The following is a 22,593-nucleotide window of genomic DNA, read 5'->3' as shown; positions in this document are numbered from 1 at the left end:
CTTGACATAAAAATAATTTGACGTATAATAGTTTTACATCAAAGTATATGGAGATGATAATTTGAATTCAAATGATTTTTCTCTTGCATTTTTACTTTTTTCTGAGATTGAAAAGTTAAAGTTTCAAATTTTAAGGAGTGAAATGGAGAAATACAAACTACATCCAGGTCAGATTCCCATGTTTTTTATAATAAACAAATTTCCTGGCATTACGCAAAAAGAGATAGCAGAACATATGATGGTGAATACCTCAACAGTTGCTATTATGTTAAAAAGATTAGAAAAAGCGGGATTTGTTAAAAAAGAAATAGATGAAAATGATAGAAGATATTTTCATGTATATCTTACAGATAAAGCAAAAGGTATACACGATAAGTTAATAAAAAAGGTAAAAGAATTTGAAAAAATGTGTTTTTCTGGACTTTCAGATTTAGAGATGAAAGAATTAGAAAATTTATTAAAAAAGATTGTAAATAACTTGGAGGCGATGAAAGATGAGAAAACTTTTTAAGTATCTTAAAAAGTATAGCTTTTTAATATTTTTAACTTTATTTTTTGTTACAATCCAGGCAATTTTGAATTTGTATTTACCTGATTTAATGGCTGATATTGTAGATAAAGGTGTTGCAAGAGGAAATGTTGAGTATATTTGGAGTGTCGGTTGGAAAATGCTTGGTATTACTCTACTAAATATCGCTGCAGCTGTTATTTCAACATTTTTTGCTGCAAGAATTGCAATGGGATTTGGTAAAGATTTGAGAAGTATGTTGTTTAAAAAGGTTATGAATTTTTCTTTGAATGAGGTTGATAAATACGGTGTTTCAACATTGATTAATAGAAATACGAACGATGTAACTCAAATTCAAAATGTTATGTTTATGATGCTTAGAATAGTTGCACTTGCTCCTGTAACTGCAATAGGTGGAACCATAATGGCAATTTCAAAGAGTCCTAAGTTGTCTATGATATTGCTTGTTTCTTTACCAATTATGTTTGTTGCTATGTTTTTCATAGTAAAATATACAATTCCACTTTTTAAATCTATGCAAAAAAAGCTGGATAAATTAAATAGAGTATTGCGGGAAAATTTAACGGGAGTTAGGGTTATAAGGGCATTTGCAAAGACAGAATACGAAAAGCAAAGGTTTGAAGATGCAAATGAAGATTTGACAAGAACAGCTTTAAAGGTTAATAGAGTGTTTGCACTTGTTTTTCCAATTATTTTGCTTGTTATGAATATAACCATTGTATTTTTAATATGGATTGGTGCTATACAAGTTGATAAAGGAGCATTAGAAGTGGGGAATTTAATGGCCGTAATGCAATATATTATGCAGATTATGTTTTCTTTTATTATGATCTCTGTGATTTTTATTTTTCTTCCAAGAGCAACTGCATCTGCTGAGAGAATAAGTCAAGTTTTAGATGAGGAAACTAAGATCAAAGAAATAGAAATTCCAAAAAAATTATCTAACATAGAAGAAATTGAATTTAAAGATGTTGTTTTTTATTACGAAGGTGGTAAAGAACCTGCGATTTCAAATGCAAGTTTTGATATAAAAAAGGGAGAAGTTGTTGGTATAATTGGAAGCTCAGGTTCGGGAAAAAGTACGTTGGTAAAGCTTTTGATGAGATTTTATGATGCAACAAGTGGAAAAATTTATATAAATGGATTGGATGTTAAAGAATTTTCACAAAAAACATTGAGAGAAAGAATTTCATTAACTCCTTCACGTCCAGTTATTTTTTCTGGAACAATAGAGGATAATGTGAGAATAGGTAAGAAAGATGCAACAGAAGAGGAAATAATTGAAGCATTGAAAATAGCCCAAGCCTGGGAGTTTGTATCAAAATTACCTGATGGAATTAAAACAAAGGTTTCTCAAGGTGGAACGAATTTATCAGGAGGACAAAAACAAAGGCTTGCAATTGCAAGAGCTATTGTAGGAAAAAAAGATGTTTATATATTTGATGATAGTTTTTCTGCATTGGATTTTAGAACTGATGCAAAATTAAGGAGAGCATTGAGAGAAAAACTTTTCGATGCAACAAAGATAATAGTATCATTAAGAGTGGCAACAGTTATGAATGCCGATAAAATAATAGTTTTGGAGAATGGTAAGGTGGTTGGTATAGGAACTCATAAAGAATTGATGAATACATGCACAGTTTATAAAGAAATAGTTTCTTCTCAGCTTTCAGAGGAGGAGATAGCATGAGTGAAAAAAGACCAGTACATAGGGGAGGGCCTGGAGGACCAATTAGGGGAGCAGTAGAAAGACCAAAAAATTTTAGAAAAGCGTTGAAAAGACTTCTGGGTTATTTAAAGCCATATACGGTTCCATTAATAATAGTTTTTGCAATGGCAATTACGGGTACAGTTTTTAGTATAATTGCTCCAAAGGTATTGGGAAAGGCAACTACGAAATTGTTTCAAGGGTTCTTGGCAAAAAGGCTCTTTTCAAATGCAAGAATTGATTTAGATGGAATTTTGCAAATTTTGATAAAAGTGGGGATTTTGTATGGGATTTTTGCTCTTTTTATGTATATACAGCAATATATAATGGCAGGTATTTCTCAAAAAGTAGTGAAGAAACTTAGAACTGAAATTATGGAAAAACTTTCGAAATTACCTTTAAAGTTTTACGATTCAAGAACACATGGAGAAATTTTAAGTCGTGTAACAAACGATGTTGACTTAATTAGTAATACATTGAACCAAAGTTTAACACAGCTTATAACTTCACTTGTGACTATTGTTGGAGTTATTATTATGATGCTTACAATTAGTCCGTTGTTAACACTTGTAACTTTGGTAACTCTACCAATTAGTATTTCATTAATAGTATTTATAGTGAAAAAGTCACAAAAATACTTTAAGAATCAGCAAAATTCTCTTGGAAGTGTTAACGGGCATGTTGAGGAAATGTTTAGCGGATTAATAGTTGTAAAGGGGTACAATAGAGAAGAAGATAGTATAGAAAAGTTTGAAAAATATAATGAGGAATTATTTGGAGCATCTTGGAAGGCTCAATTTATTTCTGGAATTACTATGCCAATAATGAGATTTGTGGGTAATTTAGGATATGTAATTGTGTCCATTATGGGCGGAATTATGGTTACAAAACGTGCAATTCAGCTTGGTGATGTTCAAGCGTTTATTCAATATTCTCAACAGTTTAATCAACCAATTTCTCAAGTTGCAAATATCATGAATATGATTCAATCAACGCTTGCAGCTGCTGAAAGAGTTTTTGAAATTCTAGATGAAGAAGAGGAAAAGCCTGATCCTCAGGATGCTGTTGAGTTGGAAAAAGTTGAGGGGAATATAAAATTTGAAAATGTGTATTTTAGTTATAGAGAAGATAAAAAGTTGATAGAAGATTTGAATATTGAGGTAAGAAGTGGACAAACAATTGCAATAGTTGGACCAACTGGTGCGGGAAAAACTACGTTAGTTAATCTTTTGATGAGATTTTATGAAATTCAAGGTGGTAGTATAACAATAGATGGTGTTGATATTAGAAAATTGAAGAGGAATAATTTAAGGAAGTTTTTCGGAATGGTTTTGCAGGATACTTGGCTGTTTAATGGTACTATAAGGGAGAATATAGCATATGGAAAAGAAAATGCCACAGAAGAAGAAATAATAAGAGCTGCCAAACTAGCACACGCCCATCACTTTATTATGGCACTCCCTGGTGGTTATGATGCAATGATAAATGAAGAGGCATCTAATATATCTCAGGGTGAAAAACAACTTATAACTATTGCTAGAGCTTTTGTAGCAGATCCTGATATATTGATATTAGATGAAGCAACAAGTAATGTGGATACGTTAACTGAAAAATACATACAAAGTGCAATGAAAAGGTTGATGCACAGTAGGACGAATTTTGTGATTGCTCATAGGCTTTCTACAATTAGAGATGCTGATATGATCTTGGTAATGAATGAGGGACAAATAATAGAGAAAGGCACACACAAACAATTAATGGAAAAAAATGGTTTTTATGCAGAACTTTATAAAAGTCAATTTTTAGGTGCTTACGTATAATTTATGAAACCCTTCCATTGAAAAATGGAGGGGTTTATTTTTTATTTTCAAGGTAAGGTATAAAAAACAATTCAATATTTTTTGGATTAATAACTTGTATGATATAACTTATAAAATTAGTAAGATTTCAAACCATTTTGTCTATGTTTTATTAGTAATTAAAATTTGTTGTAAATTTTAGTTATTGATTAATAACTATGATAGTTAAAAAAATGCCGAAAATTGTTATTTTTTTAGAAAAATTCACTGAGCAAATTTGTGATTTTGAGAGGTCTTCCAAACTTTGGGTACCTGTGAGGTAATTCAAACGCTGGTCTCAGGCTCACTTTGTTTATTACCGTATTACCAATTTTGTCGGTTGCATCCCAAACCCAAATTATGCCATTTTCCTTTTTTGCAAAAATAGCTACGTGATCTATTATTCCATCGTTTTCGGTATCATAAAAAATCAAATCTCCAGGTTCTAACTCAGAAAATTCTATTGGACGTGTATTGTATTTGAACAACACATCAGCACTTACATCTAGTAACAAAGTATTCTCGTATTTAAAAAGAAATATTCCAATTGCATGATAAAGTTCTATTACAAGTCCTGAGCAATCTATACCCTCTTTTGAATTTCCTCCCCATTTGTAGGGAACACCATCGTATTCCTTAACCTTTTTCAACCATGCTTGCTTTTCATGAGAAGAAACCTCCACTTGAAAAGGAGAAAGCATTAATATGAGAACAGAGAAAAGGACAATTTTCCAAAAGTCCATTTTTATGCCTCCTTAATGTAAGTATATCTACTATTGGAATTTTAACATGGATATATAAGTTTCAACTTTCAAGGTAGGGTAAAAAGTTCAAAGGGCCTCAACGAATTTCCCTCAAGGAGAGATGTTTCAATTTCTCAAAGGTAAGAAAAAACGGCGTGTTGTAACTAGTTACAGAGGATGACAATAATGTGTTTCAATTCCTCCAAGGTAAGGTAGAAACTCCAAAAATTCTTGAGGAAGAACACCACCAATATTTGTTTCAATTCCTCCAAGGTAAGGTAGAAACTCAAACGAGTGTAGAATCCGACCAGAGTCATCGTACAGTTTCAATTCCTCCAAGGTAAGGTAGAAACCGTGTATGGTGTGGGAATTCTAATTCTTTCATCCACAGTTTCAATTCCTCCAAGGTAAGGTAGAAACATTTAAACTTCTCTTGCCATCCAAAAACTTACTTAAGTTTCAATTCCTCCAAGGTAAGGTAGAAACGAAGCAAGAGCGGCAAGAGCAGTATTTGCGTTAATGTCTGTTTCAATTCCTCCAAGGTAAGGTAGAAACTTAGTACGACGTCAATCCAATACAACATTTTTTGTTAGTTTCAATTCCTCCAAGGTAAGGTAGAAACTTATTTCTATCACACTTGATAAAAGAAGAAATCCAACATGTTTCAATTCCTCCAAGGTAAGGTAGAAACATAAAATGCACGTCCACTTAGCCTCAATAAGATATAGTTTCAATTCCTCCAAGGTAAGGTAGAAACCATAGTTTTCATAAATATTATATTACAAAAAATATTTTTTTGCAACTTTTAATAATATAAATCTGTAAAGTGTAAATAAATTGAGTATGTTGTAATAAAAATTAACAAAAATTTCTGTCGATCCCTAGGGGTTTTTGTGCTATCTAAGATCGACAGAAAATATGTAAAAATGGTTTGTTAAAGTACATTTAACTATATGATATAATTCATTTGTGTAAAAGAATTTTGGGAGGTTTGGACATGAAACATAAAAATGCGTTAAAAACACTAAAGAATGCCAGAGGGCAGCTTGAGGCAGTTATGAAAATGATAGAAGAAGGAAGATATTGTATAGACATTTCAAAACAAATTCTTGCCACCATATCTCTCCTTAAAAAAGCTAATGTTGAGGTATTGAACTCACATTTAGAAACTTGTGTGAAAAGCGCTGTGTCTTCAAACAATCCGGAAGAAGTAGATGTAAAAATAAAAGAACTTGAGGAGGTTATAAAGTATTTAAACAAAATTGTTTAGACTATGGTAGAATATAATACTGGAGGGTGGTATTAGATGGAACCTGTAGTTGTTGTAAGATATTCAGAGATAGGTTTAAAAGGAAAAAACAGAGGATATTTTGAAAAAAAATTGATTGATAACATAAGAAAAATAGTTAAACCACCTGAAGTAAATAAAAGGTATGGAAGAATAATTATAAGGTTAAAAGGAATGTCTTTTGAAGAAATAAAAGAGCGTCTAAGGTATGTTTTTGGCATACATAGTTTTAGTTATGCATATGCAACTAGTCATGATTTAGATGAGATAAAAGAAGCTGTGAAAGAACTATTGACTTTGAGCTTAAAAGATGAAAAAACTTTTAAAGTTCAAACAAAGAGGTCATACAAACAATTTCCTTTGACTTCACACGAATTAAGTGCATATATTGGTGCTTTTGTGCTTGAAAAATTTAAAAATTTAAAAGTTGATGTACACAATCCTGAAATTACTGTTGGGATAGAACTTAAAGAAAAAGAGGCTTTTATTTTTGTTGGGAAAGAAAGATTGTATGGAGGATTTCCAGTAGGTGTTTCTGGAAAAGCAATTTTGCTTTTAAGTGGTGGAATTGATAGCCCAGTGGCGGGTTGGTATATGTTAAAGCGAGGATTAAAGATAGAAACTTTAAGCTTTTTGAGTCCACCGTTTACCAGTGAAAAATCTGCAAAGAAGGTATTAGATTTGGCTAGTATTTTAGCCAAATATTCACCAGAACCTATTAAGGCTAATATTGTTTCTTTTACTGAGGTACAGCAATACATTAAGAAAAATGCACCTGATAAATACTCTTTAATTTTACAAAGAAGAAGTATGATGAGAATTGCAAATAAACTTTCAAGAAAAAGGCATGCTAAAGCGCTTATCACAGGTGAAAATATTGCCCAAGTCGCAAGTCAAACTTTATCCAATTTAGCTTCCATTGAAGATGCATCAAATGTTCCTGTTTTGCGTCCTTTGATTGGATTTGAAAAGATTGACATTGTAGAGAAAGCAAAAGAGATAGGTACATATGAAATTTCCATTTTGCCGTATATAGATAGTTGTGTGGCTTTTGCGCCAAAGAATCCGGCAACAAACTCATCGGTTGAAATTTTAAGGGATTTAGAAAGTGGGTTAAAGGAATTGCACGATTTGGAAGAGAAAGCATATAGAGAAATAAAAAGTTATACATTGGGGAGGGATTTATGAAAAACTTTTTTAGGTTTTTTTACACAATTTATTTTTTAGTTGGTGCATTTATTTACATAGTTGTGTATGGTTCTATAGTTTTATTTATAGGTTTTCTTGTTGGACTTTTTAACAAGAATTTGTCAAGGAGATTTGTCATACATCAAATTGAAGTTTTTGGAAGAATGGCATTTAGGTTGTTGGGTATAAAAGTGCATGTTTTTGGTGAGAAACCAAATTTAGGTGAGAACTTTATTGTTGTTGCTAACCATCAGAGTGCTCTAGATATACCTTTGATAATTGGTTATGTTGCACCAGTGGCGTTTATTGCAAAACGAGAATTGGGAAAGGTTCCAGGTATAAATTGGTATTTAAAATATTTGGGAAGTGTGTTAATTGACAGGGGAAATGTAAGAAAAACGGCAATGGCTTTAAAGCAAGTAGTAGAAAAGTTAAAATTTGGTGTTCATTTTATAATCTTTCCTGAAGGTACAAGAAGTCATGATGGAAACGTTTTAGAGTTTAAAAAGAAAAGTTTAGAAATAGCTTTTAAATACAAAGTTAAAATCTTACCTGTTTCAATATGGGGCGTGCATAAAGTTTTGAGAAAAAAGAGTTTAATGTTAAATAGATATCCTGTTTACATAAAAATTCATGAATTGGTTGATCCTAGTCTTTTTGAAAGTGAGGAAGACTTAAGAAATCATGTGCGTAATATAATAATTGAGGGGGTTAAGATGTTGGAAAGGAGGAATTTTGATGAAAAAAGTTAAGGTTGAGTCTTTAGTTTTAGACAAGTTGAATAATTCTCCAGTGGTAATTTTGAAAGTAGAAGGAACAAAAAAAATTCTTCCTATTTGGATAGGGGCTTGCGAAGCAAGTGTTATTGCTATGATACTTGAAAACGTTTCTTTTGAAAGACCTTTGACACATGATTTGTTACTTTCAATGGTAGAAGGATTAGAATCAAAAGTAGAAAAGGTATTGATAAATAAAATTGTAGATAGTACTTACTATGCAAAAGTTATTCTTAGAGATTTAACTGTTACTGAAGAGGAGAATGAAGGATACTTTTTAGAATTTGATGCAAGGCCTTCTGATGCGATAATTCTTGCACTAAAAACGAATTCTCCAATCTACATTTCCAATGAGTTGTATAACACATACACATTGCAATATGATGGAGAAAGTATGGATAACGATAGTGAAGAATTTAGGAAGTTTATTGAAAACTTGGATATTAATGAATTTAAAAAATTTAAAAAAGGTTCGCAGGGGGATAATTAATGAATTTTTTTAAAAATCTCTTAAATAAGTTGAAAGATTTTTTGGGAAAGCTAAAAGTTGACAAATTAATAGACATTTTGAAATCTATATACAAAAGAAAGGTTCTTTTATTCCTTTCAGTAATAGTTGTTGTGATTGTTGTTTCTTTATCAATTTTATTAACTCAATTTCTGAAGAATAAATCTCAAATTGAGATTAATTCTCAACAAGAAATGACAATTGTTAAAAATTTATACATTAACATACCTAAAGGGGCATTTCCATATGAGAAATCTTTCAATTTAAATCCTCTAACCCCGGAAACAGCTCCGACATTATTTGAGAATGCTCCGTTTATCGATACGGTGTATGATGTTATTCCAAAAGACGGAAAAAAAGATTTTGCGTACATTCCACTTACGTTTAGGTATTATTTTCCGGCTGATTATTTTTATGGTATAGATTACAACAATGTAGCACTTGCGTATATTCCAGAAGATGGTTCGGCATATAGGATTTTTCCAGGAAGCTATATTGGTAAAGATGAAAAAGGATATTTTGTTGAAGCACAATCATTTCACAGTTCAAAAGTGGGAATAGTTGCTCTAAATCCAAAAAAACAAGAGTTGGGAATAAAGGTTTTGGTGGAAAAGTTGACGCCAAAACCTTCTATTTTGGTTGTACCAGGTACAGATAGAAACTTTAAAGGGTATTTTAAATCCGATGATACTCCTGATTTAAACTTTTGGTCTGTGGTTTTTTCTGATAGAACGATAATGATTTACAATTATCCTCTATACGAAGTAAGATCAAAGTTATACAAAGACATGGTAGATGATTATTTTAAACGTTCAGAATTGAAAAGCTATATTGAATTTGAGGCGGAAAGATTGGCATCAGAGTTAAAAAGATTTAAAAATTTTAAGTTTGATATAGTTGCTCAAGATATTGGTGGGTTAATAGTTGCATATTGTTTAGTATTACATCCCGAAATTAGTAATGTGAGGAATATAGCTTTTGTTTCTGTGCCGTTCAGAGGAACAAATGTGGCAAATCCTGTATATTTTGGATCACTTTTGTATGGCAAATCTTCTGATGCACTTTCCAAGATTTACAATTTAGATTCTAATGTAATTTCTTCTTTGCAAACTCATATATATACATTTATAGAAACTATAAACACATATTGGAGCGAAATTTTACCCGATTCAAAGGTGTTGGAAAAGCTTGTAGATTTATCTAAGAAAAATAATGTAAAAATGGTATCTTTTATGGGAACCAAACCTCCTTTTGGTGTTGATGTAAAAGGTAGTACGCTTGAAAAATTTTATCCTGAATTAGTGAAAGGAACAGGAGATGGTGTTGTTTCTGTAACCTCTGCCAAACTTAAAGATATGGAACTAGTTCAGATAGATGGTGATGCATATACATTTTATTCTTCTAATGATTTTGTAGAAAAGTTAAAACAACTTTTTGAATTTGGTGAAATAAAAATTCCGGAGTATAAAGATGATAATTATAGGGAATATGTTTCTAAGACCGAAAAAGAAAAGGAAGTATATTTATCAAAGCTTAGACCGTATAGATTTGATGGAGCAAAAATATCGGATTCAATAATTGTAGATTTTGAGAAAAAATTGGATTTTCCTGGAAATCAGATTGCCATCTTTAAATCAGTTATTTATACAGGTGGTCCTGATGGGCTTTATGGTAATGGAACGAAATTGTTAGAAGGGCCAATATTTAACCTTAAGAGAAGTTTTGGTGGAGTATCTTTTAGGACACCAAATGAAATATACTTTTATAGCCCTGCGATAAAGAAGAAGTATAACGTTGTTTATGTTACCGATTTTCTTGCTACCCAAGAGGGAGTATATACTGCAAATAATGCAGGAGAAATAGTTAGTTTTTGGGATCCTTCAGGAAATAAAATAATAGATTTAAAAGGGCAATATGGAAGAATAAAAGTTGTTGATAATTATCTTATTATGTTTACAAACAAACAAATTTATATTCCCAAACTTGAGTTACTTTTAAATGTTCCAGAGTTTGAAAATAAAGGTATAGATATATCTGATGTAATTATTTATAGAAATGAAGTATTAGCTGTTACAAGGAGTTATGGATTTTTATTTTACGATATAGGTTCAACCACAGGGAATTATATTGGAGAAGGATGGATTGGAAATATTTCTATTAGTAGAGTAGGGAACTACTTACTTACTGTAGGTAAGAACTTTATAACAATAATAGATATACCTGAGAGAAGGGTTTTGAGAATTATTGAAAAACTTGATACGGAAGTATTGTCAACTGAAGTAGATGATGAGTATCTTTATCTAGTAACAAAAACAGGAATTTTGAAATATAAGGTAAAAAAAGATTAGGAGTGATATGATGCTACATCTTTTTTTAGGGCATTACGTTGCAGATCATGGCTTTACACATAACAGTAAGTTAAGACATTTAAAAGGATGGGATTTTGTCCAACATATAATTTGGTCTGTCTTTGCAATTTTGGCGTTTACTTTTGATACATTACTATATACGGTACCAGTTGTTTTATTTGCCTTTATAGCTATCCATTTGTTTTTAGATTATTTACGTATAAAGGTAAAAAAGCAATTACACTATCATTTAGTTGAATTATCTGGAATAGTAACTGCATTGGTTTTTAATATATTTGTTTCAACTTACTTTAAAACATCATACTTATCAAAAGAATTCGTTTTGTACATTCTTGGTATGGCGCTGGTAACTACTGCCCTCTCGTACTTTTTTAGAAATTTTTACCCTGCAATTGAAATGTATGAAGATTTAGAAGGAATTTCTGAAAGGTTAGCATTTTTTATTTTCTACCTTGCAAATAAACCACTTTTGGCGTTTTTGGCTTTGATTTTTGGCTTTTTGTTTAGATTATGGAAGGTAAAAAAATTCGATCATGTTTGGTGGATAAGTCCTACTTTTGCCATTGTATTTAGTATATTTTGGAAAACGATAGTCTTTTAGGGGGGAGAATTTGGAAAACAAAAAAGAATTATTTATATATTTGGGTTTCTTAGTTTTAATCTTGATTTCAATTGTATTAGTTGTGAAATTAACTCAGGTGGAGGAGCCAGAAATTTCACTTTTACCACCAAAAATTGATTCAAGAAATGTGGTTTTAAAGTGGAATATCAAGTACAAAAGAGATATTACTTTTTTGTCTGAGGTTTTTTTAAACGATAAAAAGGTTTATGAAGGAATTGATCAGGAGTATAAATTATTACTTAAACCTGGAACTTATTTTTGGAAGGTAGGATTAAGATTTGGGAATGACTACCTTGAGACTTCTCAAAGTAGTTTTACTATTTTAAATGATATACCCAAGATATTAAATGCAAAGAATGTTGTTGATGGCCAAAATGTGATATTTTCTTGGAATGTAGAAGATGAAGATAAGACAAGATGTATCTTATATTTAAGTGATGGTGAAAGTGAAAAAACAATTGATGTTGAAAATAATACATATGAAATGTTACTTTCGTATGGAAATTACTTTTGGAAGGTAATTTGTGAAGATGAGTACGGTGCTAAAGCTGAGTCGAAATTGATGGAATTTAAGGTAATTCCTAAAAAAGTAAATTTCGAAATTGTAGAAGATAAAAAGGGTTATCTTGTAAGATATGAAAATCTCGATGGCGCGGAGTATTTTCTTGAGATAGATAATAGAGAAATAAAATTGCCCCCTCGGGAATATAGGTTAAAAATTATTCCAAATGTTGAGCATAAATTAAGGTTGAAGGTGGTATTTCAAACGGGAGATATCATATACAGTGATTACAAGATAATTTACAAGAAAAATAATCCTCCAAAGTTGAATGTTATTTCTCCCCAGAATAAATTAAAAGGAGTAGTTAACAGTATAGTTTTTAAATGGGAAATAGAAGATGAGGATAGAGTACTATCAACCATTTATCTTGGAACCTCACCTCAAAAACTAGTTCCTGTAGTAGAAAATTACAAAGCAACGGTGTATGAAGTTAGAAATTTAAAACCAAATTCTAAGTATTACTGGAAGATTAAGGTAAATGATGGAGTGAATTCTGTTGAAACACCTATTTATGAATTTTCAACAAGTCCTGCAATTAAGATTCTAAATGTGATTGGTTCAAAATTTGATGATTACGTTTATGGCTATGAATATATCGATGGAGAATATATATTTGGTAGAGAAGGGGAAAAATATTTTGTTTTGAAAGATGGTATAAAGTTTTATATAGACGATATGCCGGTTGATGTTAAGAAAAAAGATGGTTTAACCTTTTTGCTTTCAAATAGTAAAGACAATATAGTGCTTTATGCACTAAAAGGTGATGTTATTTTATGGAAAAAAGCGTATGGTGGAAAGTTTAAAGATCGGGCAAAGAAGCTCTTAGTTGAGAATGATGGTATATTGGTTTTTGGTGATACTTGGTCTAATGATTTTCTAGATATTTATGGTTGGTCAGATATATTTTTAATGAAGTTGGATACAAATGGAAATGTTATATGGAAAAGGAATTTTGGTGGGAGATTTTTAGACGAGGCGGTTTCAATTTCAAAGTATAAAGATGGATATGTGATTTTGGGAAATACTTTTGAAAAGAATAAAGATTTGTTAGTTATGTATGTGGATTTTTCGGGTAAATTGAAATGGGTTAAATTTTTTGGTGAAAGTGATAATGAACTTGCAAAAAAAATACTAGTGAAAAATGACAAAATTTATGTCTTATCAAACGTTTATTTTGACAAAAGAAGGAAAATTACTAATGATTTGAATGTATATGTTTTGATTTTAAATGAACGTGGTGAAAAAATAGAAGATTATATTTTGGGTGGAAGTGGTGATGATATTTGTAATGATATATTAATTGATGGAGAAAATATATATCTTTTCGGTAAAACGCTTTCTAAAGATGGAGATTTTGTCTCTTACAACAACCAAAAGGGATATGTAGACTTTTTTGTAAGTAATTTAGATAATTGGGCATTTGTAGGTGGAGGGTATGATTTTGATGAAATAAAGAGGGCTATAAAGATTGGTGATAAGATAAGGTTTGTAGGTGAAACTCGTTCGGTAAATGGACTTTTTGAAAAACATTTTGGTGGATTGGATATTTTTATAGGCGAGCTTGAGAGGTGATGTTTTTGATTAGAGAGTTTTTAAAGAGACGTATTTGGTTTTATTTTGCAGGGGTTATTACACTTATTGTAGTTGACACATTACAGCTTATAGTTCCAAAGTTTATTTCTAGAGCGGTAGATAGCTTGAATGTAGAAACACCGGATATAGGTGTTGCAAAATTAATGGCAATTGGAATAATAGGTATTGCCATTGGTATGTTTTTTACAAGGTTCTTTTGGAGATTTTTTATAATTGGTAGTGCAAGAAAATTTACTTATGAGGCAAGGAAGATTCTATACGATAAAATCTTATCTTTAGATATGTCTTTTTTTGATAAAAATAGAAGTGGAGATTTAATGGCGAATTTTACAAATGATATGAACAATATTGAAAGAATGCTAGGCCCTGGAATAGTTATGATGGTAGATGCTTCTTTTATGTCTGTTATAACGTTATTTTTCATGGCAACAAGTGTGGGTTGGAAACTTACGCTTATTGCGTTAATTCCTTTACCATTCATAATGTTGATATCACTTGTTTTTGGAAAATTTATTTACAAAAGATCTAAAAAAGTACAGGATACGTTTTCTGATTTAAGTGGATTTACCGAGGAATCAATAGATGGAATTAGAATTTTAAAGTCTTTTTCAATACTGCCAAAGTTTGAGAATTTGTTTTTAGACAGAGCGAACAGAAATTTTAGAGCAACATTATCGTTAGTTAAAGTTTGGGGTATTATGTGGCCGCTTATACATTTCATAAGTTCTCTTTCTTATTTTATTACCATAGCCTATGGAGGACCTATGGTAATAAATCAAAAAATTACCCTGGGTATGTTTTTTGCTTTTAACAACTATATTGGAATGATTGTATGGCCATTAACGGCTTTTGGTTGGGTTATTAATATTATCCAAAATGGTAGGGCTTCATATACAAGGATTTTGGAAGTTTTAAAAACACAATCAAAAGTAGTAGAACCTGATAACCCTGTTGAAATAGATGAAATAAATGATATTACAATAAAAAATTTAAATTACAAATATCCAGATTCCAACAGATATGTGTTAAAAGGTGTGAATTTAGAAATTAAAAGGGGACAGTTAGTAGGAATTGTTGGAACTGTGGGTAGTGGAAAATCAACTATTGTGAAGATAATAAGTAAGCTATATCCAGTTGAAAGAGGGTATGTGTATATAAATGGTTATGATATTAACGATATACCTTCTAAAATAGTTAGAACAAAAATTTCCTATGTACCACAAGAAACATTTTTATTTTCCACTTCCATAAAGAACAATATAGCATTTGGTTTGGATGATTTTGAAGAATGGCAGATTAAGGAATATGCTATGCTTTCTGCTGTTCATAGTGATATAGAAAGGTTTCCGAAGAGTTATGATACAGTTGTTGGAGAAAGAGGAGTAACTTTATCAGGTGGTCAAAAGCAAAGAATAACAATTGCAAGGGCATTGATAAGGAATTGTGATGTTTTTATTTTTGACGATTGTTTATCGGCGGTTGATCCTGAAACAGAGGAGAAGATAATAAGTTCTTTGAGAAAGAGTATGGAGAGTAAAACAATGATAATTATTACACATAGATTAAAAGTTTTGAAAGACGCAGATATAATTTATGTTTTTGACGATGGCCAAGTTGTAGAAAGTGGAACACACAAGCAATTAATGGAAATTGATGGGTTGTATGCAGACATGTATAAAAAACAATTAATTGAAGAGAGTTTGTGATAAAATATATATGTACAAACTTTAAAAGGAGGTGGGCTTATGAAGAATTTTAAGTTGTTTGTAGTGTTATTTGTAATTTTTGCTATTAGTCTTTTTGCAACAAAAGTTATTATTTTCCACATTAACGATACTCATGGCCATGCTTGGACATTTAGTGAATATCACAATCCAAATATAGGTGGCTTTGCAGTAATTGCATCAATTATTGATGAAGAAAGGGCGAAGAATCCCAATGTTTTGTTTTTACATGCAGGGGACATAAACACAGGTGTTCCTGAATCTGATCTTTTAAATGCATTACCAGATATTTTTGCTCTTAATAGAATGAAATTAGATGCAATGGCAGTAGGAAACCATGAATTTGATAAAACAAGAGATGTGTTGATGTATCAGATGGATATTGCAAAATTCCCATTTTTATCAGCGAATATTTACAAAGATGGTAAGCCATTCTTTAAACCTTACATTATAAAAAACGTTGGTGGGGTAAAAATTGCTATATTTGGTTTAACTACAGAAGAAACTGCTATTTTAGAACCATTGTACAGTAGAGACTTGGAGTTTAGAAATGCCATAGAAGTAGCAAAGGAAATAGTTCCGGGGTTAAGGAAAAAAGCTGATATTGTGGTTGCACTTACACATTTAGGAATGGGACAAGCCTACGAAGGAAATTATACAACTTCAGAAGAGTTGGCAAAAATGGTTGATGGAATAGATATTATAATAGATGGGCATAGTCATACAAAACTTGAAAAGGCGAAGGTTATTAATAACACAATAGTGGTTCAAGCTTGGGAATGGGGAAAAATTGTTGGGAAATTAGAACTTGATGTTGAAAATGGAAAAATAGAAAATTGGAATTGGACACCAATTCCAGTTAATTTGAAAGTATATAAGGGCAAAGATGAAGATGGTAATTCAATTTATGAGTTTGTAGGAAAAGAATATAAACCAACTGAGTATGTAAAAGTTCCACTTGATTATTTTGCAAAAATTGGTTCAGAAAAACTTGATACGATAATAGGGGAAACAAAGATCTTGTTGGATGGAGAAAGGGCACATGTAAGATCTGGCGATACAAACTTAGGGCATATAATAACCGATGCAATGCTATGGAAAACAGGAGCAGATATTGCATTTCAGAATGGTGGAGGAATAAGAGCATCTGTTGAACCTGGAAAGATAACCATAAGGAATATTTTAACTGTGTTGCCATTTGGAAATACAGTGTATGTTATGAAAATGACAGGAGAGCAAGTAATGAAAGTGTTGGAATATGCAGCAACAATTCCAGAAGGAAAAGGTGCTTGGTTACATGTTGGTGGATTAGTGTGGAAGAGTGAAGGTGGAAAAGTGACAGAAGTAATGGTGAATGGTAAGCCACTTGAGATGGATAAAGTTTACACAATTGTAACAAATAACTACATGGCAGGCGGAGGAGATGGATATTCAGTGCTTTCAGAAAATAAAGCATCAGGTTACGATACAGGCTTTGTTTTGGCAGATGTTGTAGTAGAATACATTCAAAAAGCTTTAAAAGGTATGATTGAGAATTACGATGATACACCAAGATACATAAGAAAATAGAAAATGAGAGAAAAATAAAGACACGGCCGGAAAGGCCGTGTCTTTTTATTATTCTCTTGGAAAGACTATGAACTTCAATGCTGTTCTTGATTCATTTTCAATATTTACATCGGTAAAAGCTGGAACACAAACAAGATCAATTCCACTTGGAGCAAGATAACCCCTTGCAATTGCGATAGCCTTAACTGCTTGGTTTACGGCACCAGCACCAATTGCTTGAACTTCCGCTTTCCCTTTTTCCCTGATTACACCCGCAAGAGCACCGGCAACCTTGTTTGGATTTGAACCAGATGCAACTTTTAAAACTTCCATGTTAATACCTCCTTTACAGTGATGTTATTTAAAAGTTTGCTAAATCTAAGTGGAAGACAATATGGCGCGCCCGGCAGGATTTGAACCCGCAACCCTCGGATCCGAAGTCCGACGCTCTATCCAATTGAGCTACGGGCGCATTTTACGTTAACATATGTTGTAATATAAAAAATGGGGTGGCTAGTGGGATTTGAACCCACGACCACCTGATCCACAGTCAGGCGCTCTACCAGCTGAGCTATAGCCACCACGTTTTAGAGGTATTAAATTTTGGCGCGCCCGGCGGGAGTCGAACCCACAACCCCCGGATTAGAAGTCCGGTGCTCTATCCTGTTGAGCTACGGGCGCACTAGACCATGTAGGTCTGGAGCGGGCGACGGGACTCGAACCCGCAACCCTCGGCTTGGAAGGCCGATGCTCTACCAATTGAGCTACACCCGCATGTGGTCGGGGCGACTGGACTCGAACCAGCGACCTCCTGTTCCCAAGACAGGCGCGCTAGCCAACTGCGCTACGCCCCGAATGTCAGAGACCGATATTGATTATAGCATATGTGCATTTTCATGTCAATACATACTTAATGTAAATATTTTTAGATTTTTGTTTTAATATTTTATTTTGATTGATTTTGTTGGACATCTACTTTCACAAAGCCCACAACCAAAACATTTATAGGTGTTTATTTTAACTTTTTTATCTATTTTTATTGCAAAGTATGGACATACCTTTTCACAAATTCCGCATAGCGTACATTTTTCATGGTTTACTTTTGGATAGTTTGGTGTGTATTTAACGGTTCCTACAGTTAATTCAGTATTTAATACTTCGTTAATTGAATTAAATTCATATTTTTCTAAAGTAGAAGGTAGTTGATTTAAAATTTTTTCGTATATATCTTTTCCGAAGATAAGAGCAGAAGAGAGTAATTGAACTGCGTCGGCCCCGGAAAGTAAGAATTCTATTACATCTTCTGCAGATTTTATTCCTCCAACGCCTATTATTGTAATATCTGGAAAAGCATCCCTAATTGTTTTTACTATGGAAAGGGCAATAGGTTTAATAACAGGACCGGATAACCAGACTTGTCCCTTTTCATTTCCTATTAATGTCTTTCTGTTTTTTATATCTATTTTCATTGTTGGTCCCCAGGAGTTAATGGCTACTATTCCATTTGCACCATTTTCCAAAATTGTTTTTGTAAATTCTACGGGATCTGGAATATGGGGACTTAATTTCATAAAGATGGGTTTATTTGTATTTTTTCTAATAGCTTTTACAATATTTGCTATTGTATTGTAATCTTTTCCTACATAATGTGTAGAAATTTCAAATGCATCAGCGTATTCATTAAGTTGTGGAATTAAGATTTCCATATCTTCTATTGTATATCCTACACTTACTATTAGAGGTTTTTTTAGTTCATTTTTCAATTTTGGTAGTATTTCTTTTATCCATGTTTCGGGAGGTAATTCGGACCACAGTTCTGCGTTCATAACAAAGTTATTTTCACCGTATATACATGGTCTTGGAACATTTGCCGCCTTTGTTGAAATAGTTTTAGTAACAATTGCTCCAACACCTGTTGAATCGATAAATTTTATTTTTTCGTAATCACCAACTAACGGTCCTGAGGCAGGCATTAATGGATTTTCAATTTTAATGCCTGATATTTCCGTTGAAAGGTCCATTTTATCACCTCATTATATTAGTGATTCCCATAATCTTTGTGCAATTTTTCTTGCAATACTGTATATTTCATTTACTTGAAGGTTTATTTTGTGGTTTTCCATTAGAATTTTTCCATTTACTATTCCATGTGAAGGTTTAAAATTATCTAGAATTCCATAAACAAAGTGAGAAAATGCGTTGGTCTTGTCTATGGGTGTAGGTGGTGTGTATGGTACTATCACAAAATCAGCAGCATAACCAGGTAATATCCTGCCAAGTTTTACGTTTAAATAATATTGTGCAATTTCGTAAGTGTTGGTTATAACATTTTTAAGATCATTAAGGTTAAATGCCAACGGAGAATGGCCATTTAATTTCATGGAAAATAATAGTGCTAAGAGTTCCCGTGCAAAGTTAAAACCAAGCCCATCGTTTCCAACAATTGTTTTTACATTAAATGTTTTCATCTTTTTGTAATTTGGTAACCCTACTGCATTGTTCATATTTGATGAGACATTTAATGCAACATAACAGTTGTTTTTTGATATTAATCCTAGTTCTTTTTCACTAACGTGTACACAGTGGGCTAATATAGAATTTTTTCTTAATAATCCAAATTTGTTTAAACGTTCGACAACTGTAAGTCCGTAATTTGAAACTGAATAATCGACATCGTCAATACTTTCTGCAACGTGTATATGAATTGGTCCGTTGTATTCTTCTGCTATGGTTTTAAGTGTCTTATCTGATAAACTTAAAGAAGCATGTAACCCAAAAATCCCAGCATACATTTGTGAGTTGTTTTGCAAAAATTCTAGATTTTCATCTATACATTTTCTTACTGGGAATCTATCACTTGTTTCAAAACAAAATATCCCCCTTAAACCTATATTGTCAATTAAAGCTTCTTTTAGGGTGTTTAGGCTATTTCGAATTAAAGCACCGCTTGCATGATGATCAAAAACAGTGGTAACTCCCGATTTTAAAAATTCTATACCAGCAACCAAAGCACTATAGAATATTTCGTCTTTTCCAAGTTTTGCGTCGATTTTCCACCAAAGTTGTTCTAGTATATCTTTGAAATTTTTTGGTGAAAAAGAAAGGTTAATACCACGAGCAAAGGTGGAGTAGATATGTGTATGTCCTACTACAAAACCAGGCATTACAATGGAGTTTTTTGCGTTAATTTCATAAAGCGCTCCTGGATAATTTTCCATTGCACCAACTTCAATTATTTGATTTTCAAATAGAATGTATTGATTTTCTATATAGTTTTCATAATCAAAGATGTTTGCATTAATGATAGCCTTCATCATAGCCTCCTTAAGTATTTCCCTTTAGTTTTTCTAATTAATGTGTGATCCAGTACCAATATACCACTTTTGAAAACCTTTTGAATTTTCCCTTTAACCTGCATATTTAGGTAGATGTCATAGTTTGCTTTGGAATGTGATCTTGTAATTTTTTCATATTGGTTTGGTGAGAATATTACAACATCTGCGGTCGCACCGGGTAATAGTGAACCTTTTTGCGGGAATAATCCAAAAAACTTTGCAGGATTTGTTGTAAATTTATCTATTATTTTTTCACCAAATAGTGAATACATAAGCACAAAAGAGTGTTCAACTCCTCCTATACCCATAGGTAAATCTTTTGTAGTTTTTTTGTCTTTATCTTCTTTGTTAAAAGAACAATGGTCTGTTCCAATTGAGAAGATATAATCGATATTTTTTCTTAATTTTTCCTTTTCCTCGTTACTTCTTAAAGGTGGTGTCATGGTGTAGAGAAAACCATGTTTTTCTTTATAAACATCGTTTGAAAAATAAAAATAATGTGGACAGCTTTCAAAGTATATATTTTTGTTTATTATTTCTGGAAATCTTTTTCGAGTTTCTTCAATAGAGGTTCCACAAGTTGTATGAACTATATATGAAATGCCATTTGTCATGTTAACCATTTCTAAAATTTTTGTAATTTCCGTTATTTCGGAGATAGCTGGTCTTGCATTTTCATGATCCTTTATTAGAACATTTTCAGATATCATATCATCATTTTCTGCATGAATGAGAATTGGTACTTTGTATTCGTTGGATTTTTGTAGTAGTTTATACATAATTTTATCATTCGTTCTTCTGTTACTTGATGAATATGTAGTAAAGATTTTTATGGAGCTTGTTCCAAGTTTTTTAGTTTTTTTCAAGAGCTCATCTATATTATCTTTAAAGTTTCCCAGCGTAACGTGAAAAGAGAAATCAATGTATGATTTTTTTGCAAGATTTAGCCTTTTCTCAAAGTTTTTATCAAGTTCGTTTATATGTGATATTGGATCTAAAAAATCTATTATTGTTGTAATACCACCGTATATAGCGGAAATACTTCCACTTTCGAAATCATCTACCGATGTATGTTTTCCAAAGTTTAATTCAAAATGGACGTGTGGATCTATAAAGCCAGGTAACACTAAGTTTTCGTTTGCATTGTATTCTTTCTTGCATCCTTTATATGAAGTTGTTATATCATATATTTTTCCTGATTTTATATATACATTTGCATATATAAAATCTCCTAAGTATACTTTTCCATTTATTATTCCAACATCGTACACTTAAAATCTTCCTCCCATAAGTAGTGTCATTACTGCTTTGGCTGTATGTAACCTATTTTCAGCTTCATCATAGACAACGGAATGTGGGCCATCAATTACACTGTCTTCAACTTCTTTTCCGCGGTCTGCTGGAAGTGCGTGCATATAAATAGAATTTTTCTTTGTTAATTTCATAAGTTTTTCAGTACAAATCCAATTTTTGTGTTTTGCTTGTTCTGCCCTAATTTCATCTGGATTATCTGAGACGAAGAATCCACCCCAATTTTTTGGTATTACAACATCTACGTTTTTAAATGCATCTTCTATTTTATGTGATATATTTAATTTTCCACCATATTTTTCCGCATTTTTCTTTGCTTCTTTTGCTATTTCAGGCATTAGGTCAAATCCTTCAGGATATGCAAGTGTAATATCCATTCCAAATCTTGTAAATAGTAGTATTTGTGATTGGGGGACAGAGAGAGGTTTTAAGTGACTTTCTGCGTATGCCCAACTAATTCCTACTTTTAGTCCTTTAAGATTTTTTCCAAATCGTTCTTGGATAGTCATCACATCAGCAAGTACTTGGAAAGGATGATATACATCATCTTGTAGGTTCATAACAGGGGCTTTTGAATGTTTGGCAATTTCCCTAAGATATTTATTTCCTTCTTTGAATTTGCAGTATCTAATTCCAATGCCATTACCAAACCTTGATAAGATAATTCCCGTATCTTTTGCAACTTCACCGTGCGCTATTTGCATTTTATCAGGTGTTAAAAATATTCCTGTACCACCAAGTTGAGCAATTCCCGCTTGCATGCTATTTCTAGTACGTGTACTTTCGTCAAAAAATATTAAAAATAGTGTTTTGTAAAGTAAATATGGTGTGGGTTCACCATAACTAAATTTTATCTTTAGTTCACGGGCGAGGTCTAACATTATTTCAATTTCTTCATTTGTAAAATCCTGTGTTGTTAAAAAATGTCTTCCTCTAAAAAATGTAGACATA

The 22,593-nt window shown here is 32.0% G+C and carries 18 protein-coding genes, 5 tRNA genes and 1 CRISPR repeat array; of the genes, 12 read left to right on the top strand and 11 right to left on the bottom strand.

What is annotated here, in order from left to right:
- Positions 1-61 precede the first annotated feature (61 nt).
- Genes TMEL_RS00735 through TMEL_RS00725 form a run of 3 tightly spaced genes read left to right on the top strand, consistent with a single transcriptional unit; the run spans position 62 to position 4,057 of the window.
- The gene (locus TMEL_RS00735) at positions 62-511 is read left to right on the top strand and encodes a MarR family winged helix-turn-helix transcriptional regulator (protein WP_012056373.1); all 450 of its coding nucleotides are present in this window, start codon (positions 62-64) and stop codon (positions 509-511) included.
- Complete coding sequence (locus TMEL_RS00730; protein WP_012056372.1) at positions 495-2,219, top strand: ABC transporter ATP-binding protein; 1,725 nt, start codon at positions 495-497, stop codon at positions 2,217-2,219. The genes TMEL_RS00735 and TMEL_RS00730 overlap by 17 nt, the downstream gene beginning before the upstream one ends.
- Complete coding sequence (locus TMEL_RS00725) at positions 2,216-4,057, top strand: ABC transporter ATP-binding protein (RefSeq protein WP_012056371.1); 1,842 nt, start codon at positions 2,216-2,218, stop codon at positions 4,055-4,057. The genes TMEL_RS00730 and TMEL_RS00725 overlap by 4 nt, the downstream gene beginning before the upstream one ends.
- 233 nt (positions 4,058-4,290) lie before the next feature.
- Here the strand turns inward: TMEL_RS00725 and TMEL_RS00720 are convergent, their stop codons facing one another.
- Positions 4,291-4,818 carry a C40 family peptidase gene (locus TMEL_RS00720; protein WP_012056370.1) on the bottom strand — a complete coding sequence of 176 codons (528 nt, stop codon included), beginning with the start codon at positions 4,816-4,818 and terminating at the stop codon, positions 4,291-4,293.
- Between the two features lie 190 nt (positions 4,819-5,008).
- A CRISPR array of direct repeats spans positions 5,009-5,575; the repeat unit is 30 nt; unit sequence GTTTCAATTCCTCCAAGGTAAGGTAGAAAC.
- 240 nt (positions 5,576-5,815) lie between these two features.
- Here TMEL_RS00720 and TMEL_RS00715 point away from each other — a divergent pair.
- From TMEL_RS00715 to TMEL_RS00675, 9 genes are read left to right on the top strand one after another with little or no spacing between them, the layout of a single operon-like run.
- Positions 5,816-6,088 (top strand): metal-sensing transcriptional repressor, encoded by a 273-nt coding sequence (locus tag TMEL_RS00715; protein WP_012056369.1) that lies wholly within the window; start codon positions 5,816-5,818, stop codon positions 6,086-6,088.
- A gap of 36 nt (positions 6,089-6,124) precedes the next feature.
- Positions 6,125-7,294, top strand: a complete 1,170-nt coding sequence (gene thiI / locus TMEL_RS00710) for a tRNA uracil 4-sulfurtransferase ThiI (protein ID WP_012056368.1) — start codon at positions 6,125-6,127, stop codon at positions 7,292-7,294.
- Positions 7,291-8,046: a lysophospholipid acyltransferase family protein gene (locus TMEL_RS00705; RefSeq protein ID WP_012056367.1), complete on the top strand. Its 756-nt coding sequence runs from the start codon at positions 7,291-7,293 to the stop codon at positions 8,044-8,046. Before thiI ends, TMEL_RS00705 begins: the two co-directional genes overlap by 4 nt.
- Positions 8,033-8,560, top strand: coding sequence for a bifunctional nuclease family protein (locus TMEL_RS00700; protein WP_012056366.1), 528 nt, complete (start codon positions 8,033-8,035; stop codon positions 8,558-8,560). Before TMEL_RS00705 ends, TMEL_RS00700 begins: the two co-directional genes overlap by 14 nt.
- Positions 8,560-10,926: a hypothetical protein gene (locus TMEL_RS00695; protein WP_012056365.1), complete on the top strand. Its 2,367-nt coding sequence runs from the start codon at positions 8,560-8,562 to the stop codon at positions 10,924-10,926. Before TMEL_RS00700 ends, TMEL_RS00695 begins: the two co-directional genes overlap by 1 nt.
- Before the next feature lie 7 nt (positions 10,927-10,933).
- A complete protein-coding gene (locus TMEL_RS00690) occupies positions 10,934-11,548 on the top strand; it encodes a hypothetical protein (RefSeq protein ID WP_012056364.1) in 615 nt (204 codons plus the stop codon).
- A 10-nt stretch (positions 11,549-11,558) separates the two neighbouring features.
- Positions 11,559-13,703: a hypothetical protein gene (locus TMEL_RS00685; RefSeq protein ID WP_012056363.1), complete on the top strand. Its 2,145-nt coding sequence runs from the start codon at positions 11,559-11,561 to the stop codon at positions 13,701-13,703.
- A 5-nt stretch (positions 13,704-13,708) separates the two neighbouring features.
- Positions 13,709-15,430 carry an ABC transporter ATP-binding protein gene (locus TMEL_RS00680; protein WP_012056362.1) on the top strand — a complete coding sequence of 574 codons (1,722 nt, stop codon included), beginning with the start codon at positions 13,709-13,711 and terminating at the stop codon, positions 15,428-15,430.
- Positions 15,431-15,469: 39 nt separating this feature from the next.
- Positions 15,470-17,017, top strand: a complete 1,548-nt coding sequence (locus TMEL_RS00675) for a bifunctional UDP-sugar hydrolase/5'-nucleotidase (protein ID WP_012056361.1) — start codon at positions 15,470-15,472, stop codon at positions 17,015-17,017.
- A 48-nt stretch (positions 17,018-17,065) separates the two neighbouring features.
- Here TMEL_RS00675 and TMEL_RS00670 read toward each other — a convergent pair whose 3' ends face one another.
- The 10 genes from TMEL_RS00670 to TMEL_RS00625 all read right to left on the bottom strand — a co-directional run bounded on the left by TMEL_RS00670 (position 17,066) and on the right by TMEL_RS00625 (position 22,592).
- Positions 17,066-17,329, bottom strand: a complete 264-nt coding sequence (locus TMEL_RS00670; protein WP_004104037.1) for a stage V sporulation protein S — start codon at positions 17,327-17,329, stop codon at positions 17,066-17,068.
- 62 nt (positions 17,330-17,391) lie between these two features.
- Positions 17,392-17,468 (bottom strand) — tRNA-Arg (locus TMEL_RS00665).
- Between the two features lie 33 nt (positions 17,469-17,501).
- A tRNA-His gene (locus TMEL_RS00660) sits at positions 17,502-17,577 on the bottom strand.
- A 23-nt stretch (positions 17,578-17,600) separates the two neighbouring features.
- Positions 17,601-17,677, bottom strand: a tRNA-Arg gene (locus TMEL_RS00655).
- Between the two features lie 17 nt (positions 17,678-17,694).
- Positions 17,695-17,770 (bottom strand) — tRNA-Gly (locus TMEL_RS00650).
- Between the two features lie 3 nt (positions 17,771-17,773).
- Positions 17,774-17,850: transfer RNA gene (locus TMEL_RS00645), tRNA-Pro, on the bottom strand.
- Positions 17,851-17,934: 84 nt separating this feature from the next.
- Entirely contained in the window at positions 17,935-19,017 is a 1,083-nt protein-coding gene (locus tag TMEL_RS00640) for a 4Fe-4S binding protein (protein WP_012056360.1), read from the bottom strand.
- A 12-nt stretch (positions 19,018-19,029) separates the two neighbouring features.
- Positions 19,030-20,310, bottom strand: coding sequence for an amidohydrolase family protein (locus TMEL_RS00635; RefSeq protein WP_012056359.1), 1,281 nt, complete (start codon positions 20,308-20,310; stop codon positions 19,030-19,032).
- A complete protein-coding gene (locus tag TMEL_RS00630) occupies positions 20,310-21,602 on the bottom strand; it encodes an amidohydrolase family protein (RefSeq protein WP_012056358.1) in 1,293 nt (430 codons plus the stop codon). Before TMEL_RS00630 ends, TMEL_RS00635 begins: the two co-directional genes overlap by 1 nt.
- The gene (locus tag TMEL_RS00625) at positions 21,603-22,592 is read right to left on the bottom strand and encodes an ornithine carbamoyltransferase (protein WP_012056357.1); all 990 of its coding nucleotides are present in this window, start codon (positions 22,590-22,592) and stop codon (positions 21,603-21,605) included.
- Position 22,593 lies beyond the last annotated feature (1 nt).

This window comes from Thermosipho melanesiensis BI429, from assembly GCF_000016905.1.
Taxonomy (GTDB): domain Bacteria; phylum Thermotogota; class Thermotogae; order Thermotogales; family Fervidobacteriaceae; genus Thermosipho; species Thermosipho melanesiensis.
This window is presented reverse-complemented; position numbering and strand designations above follow the sequence as displayed.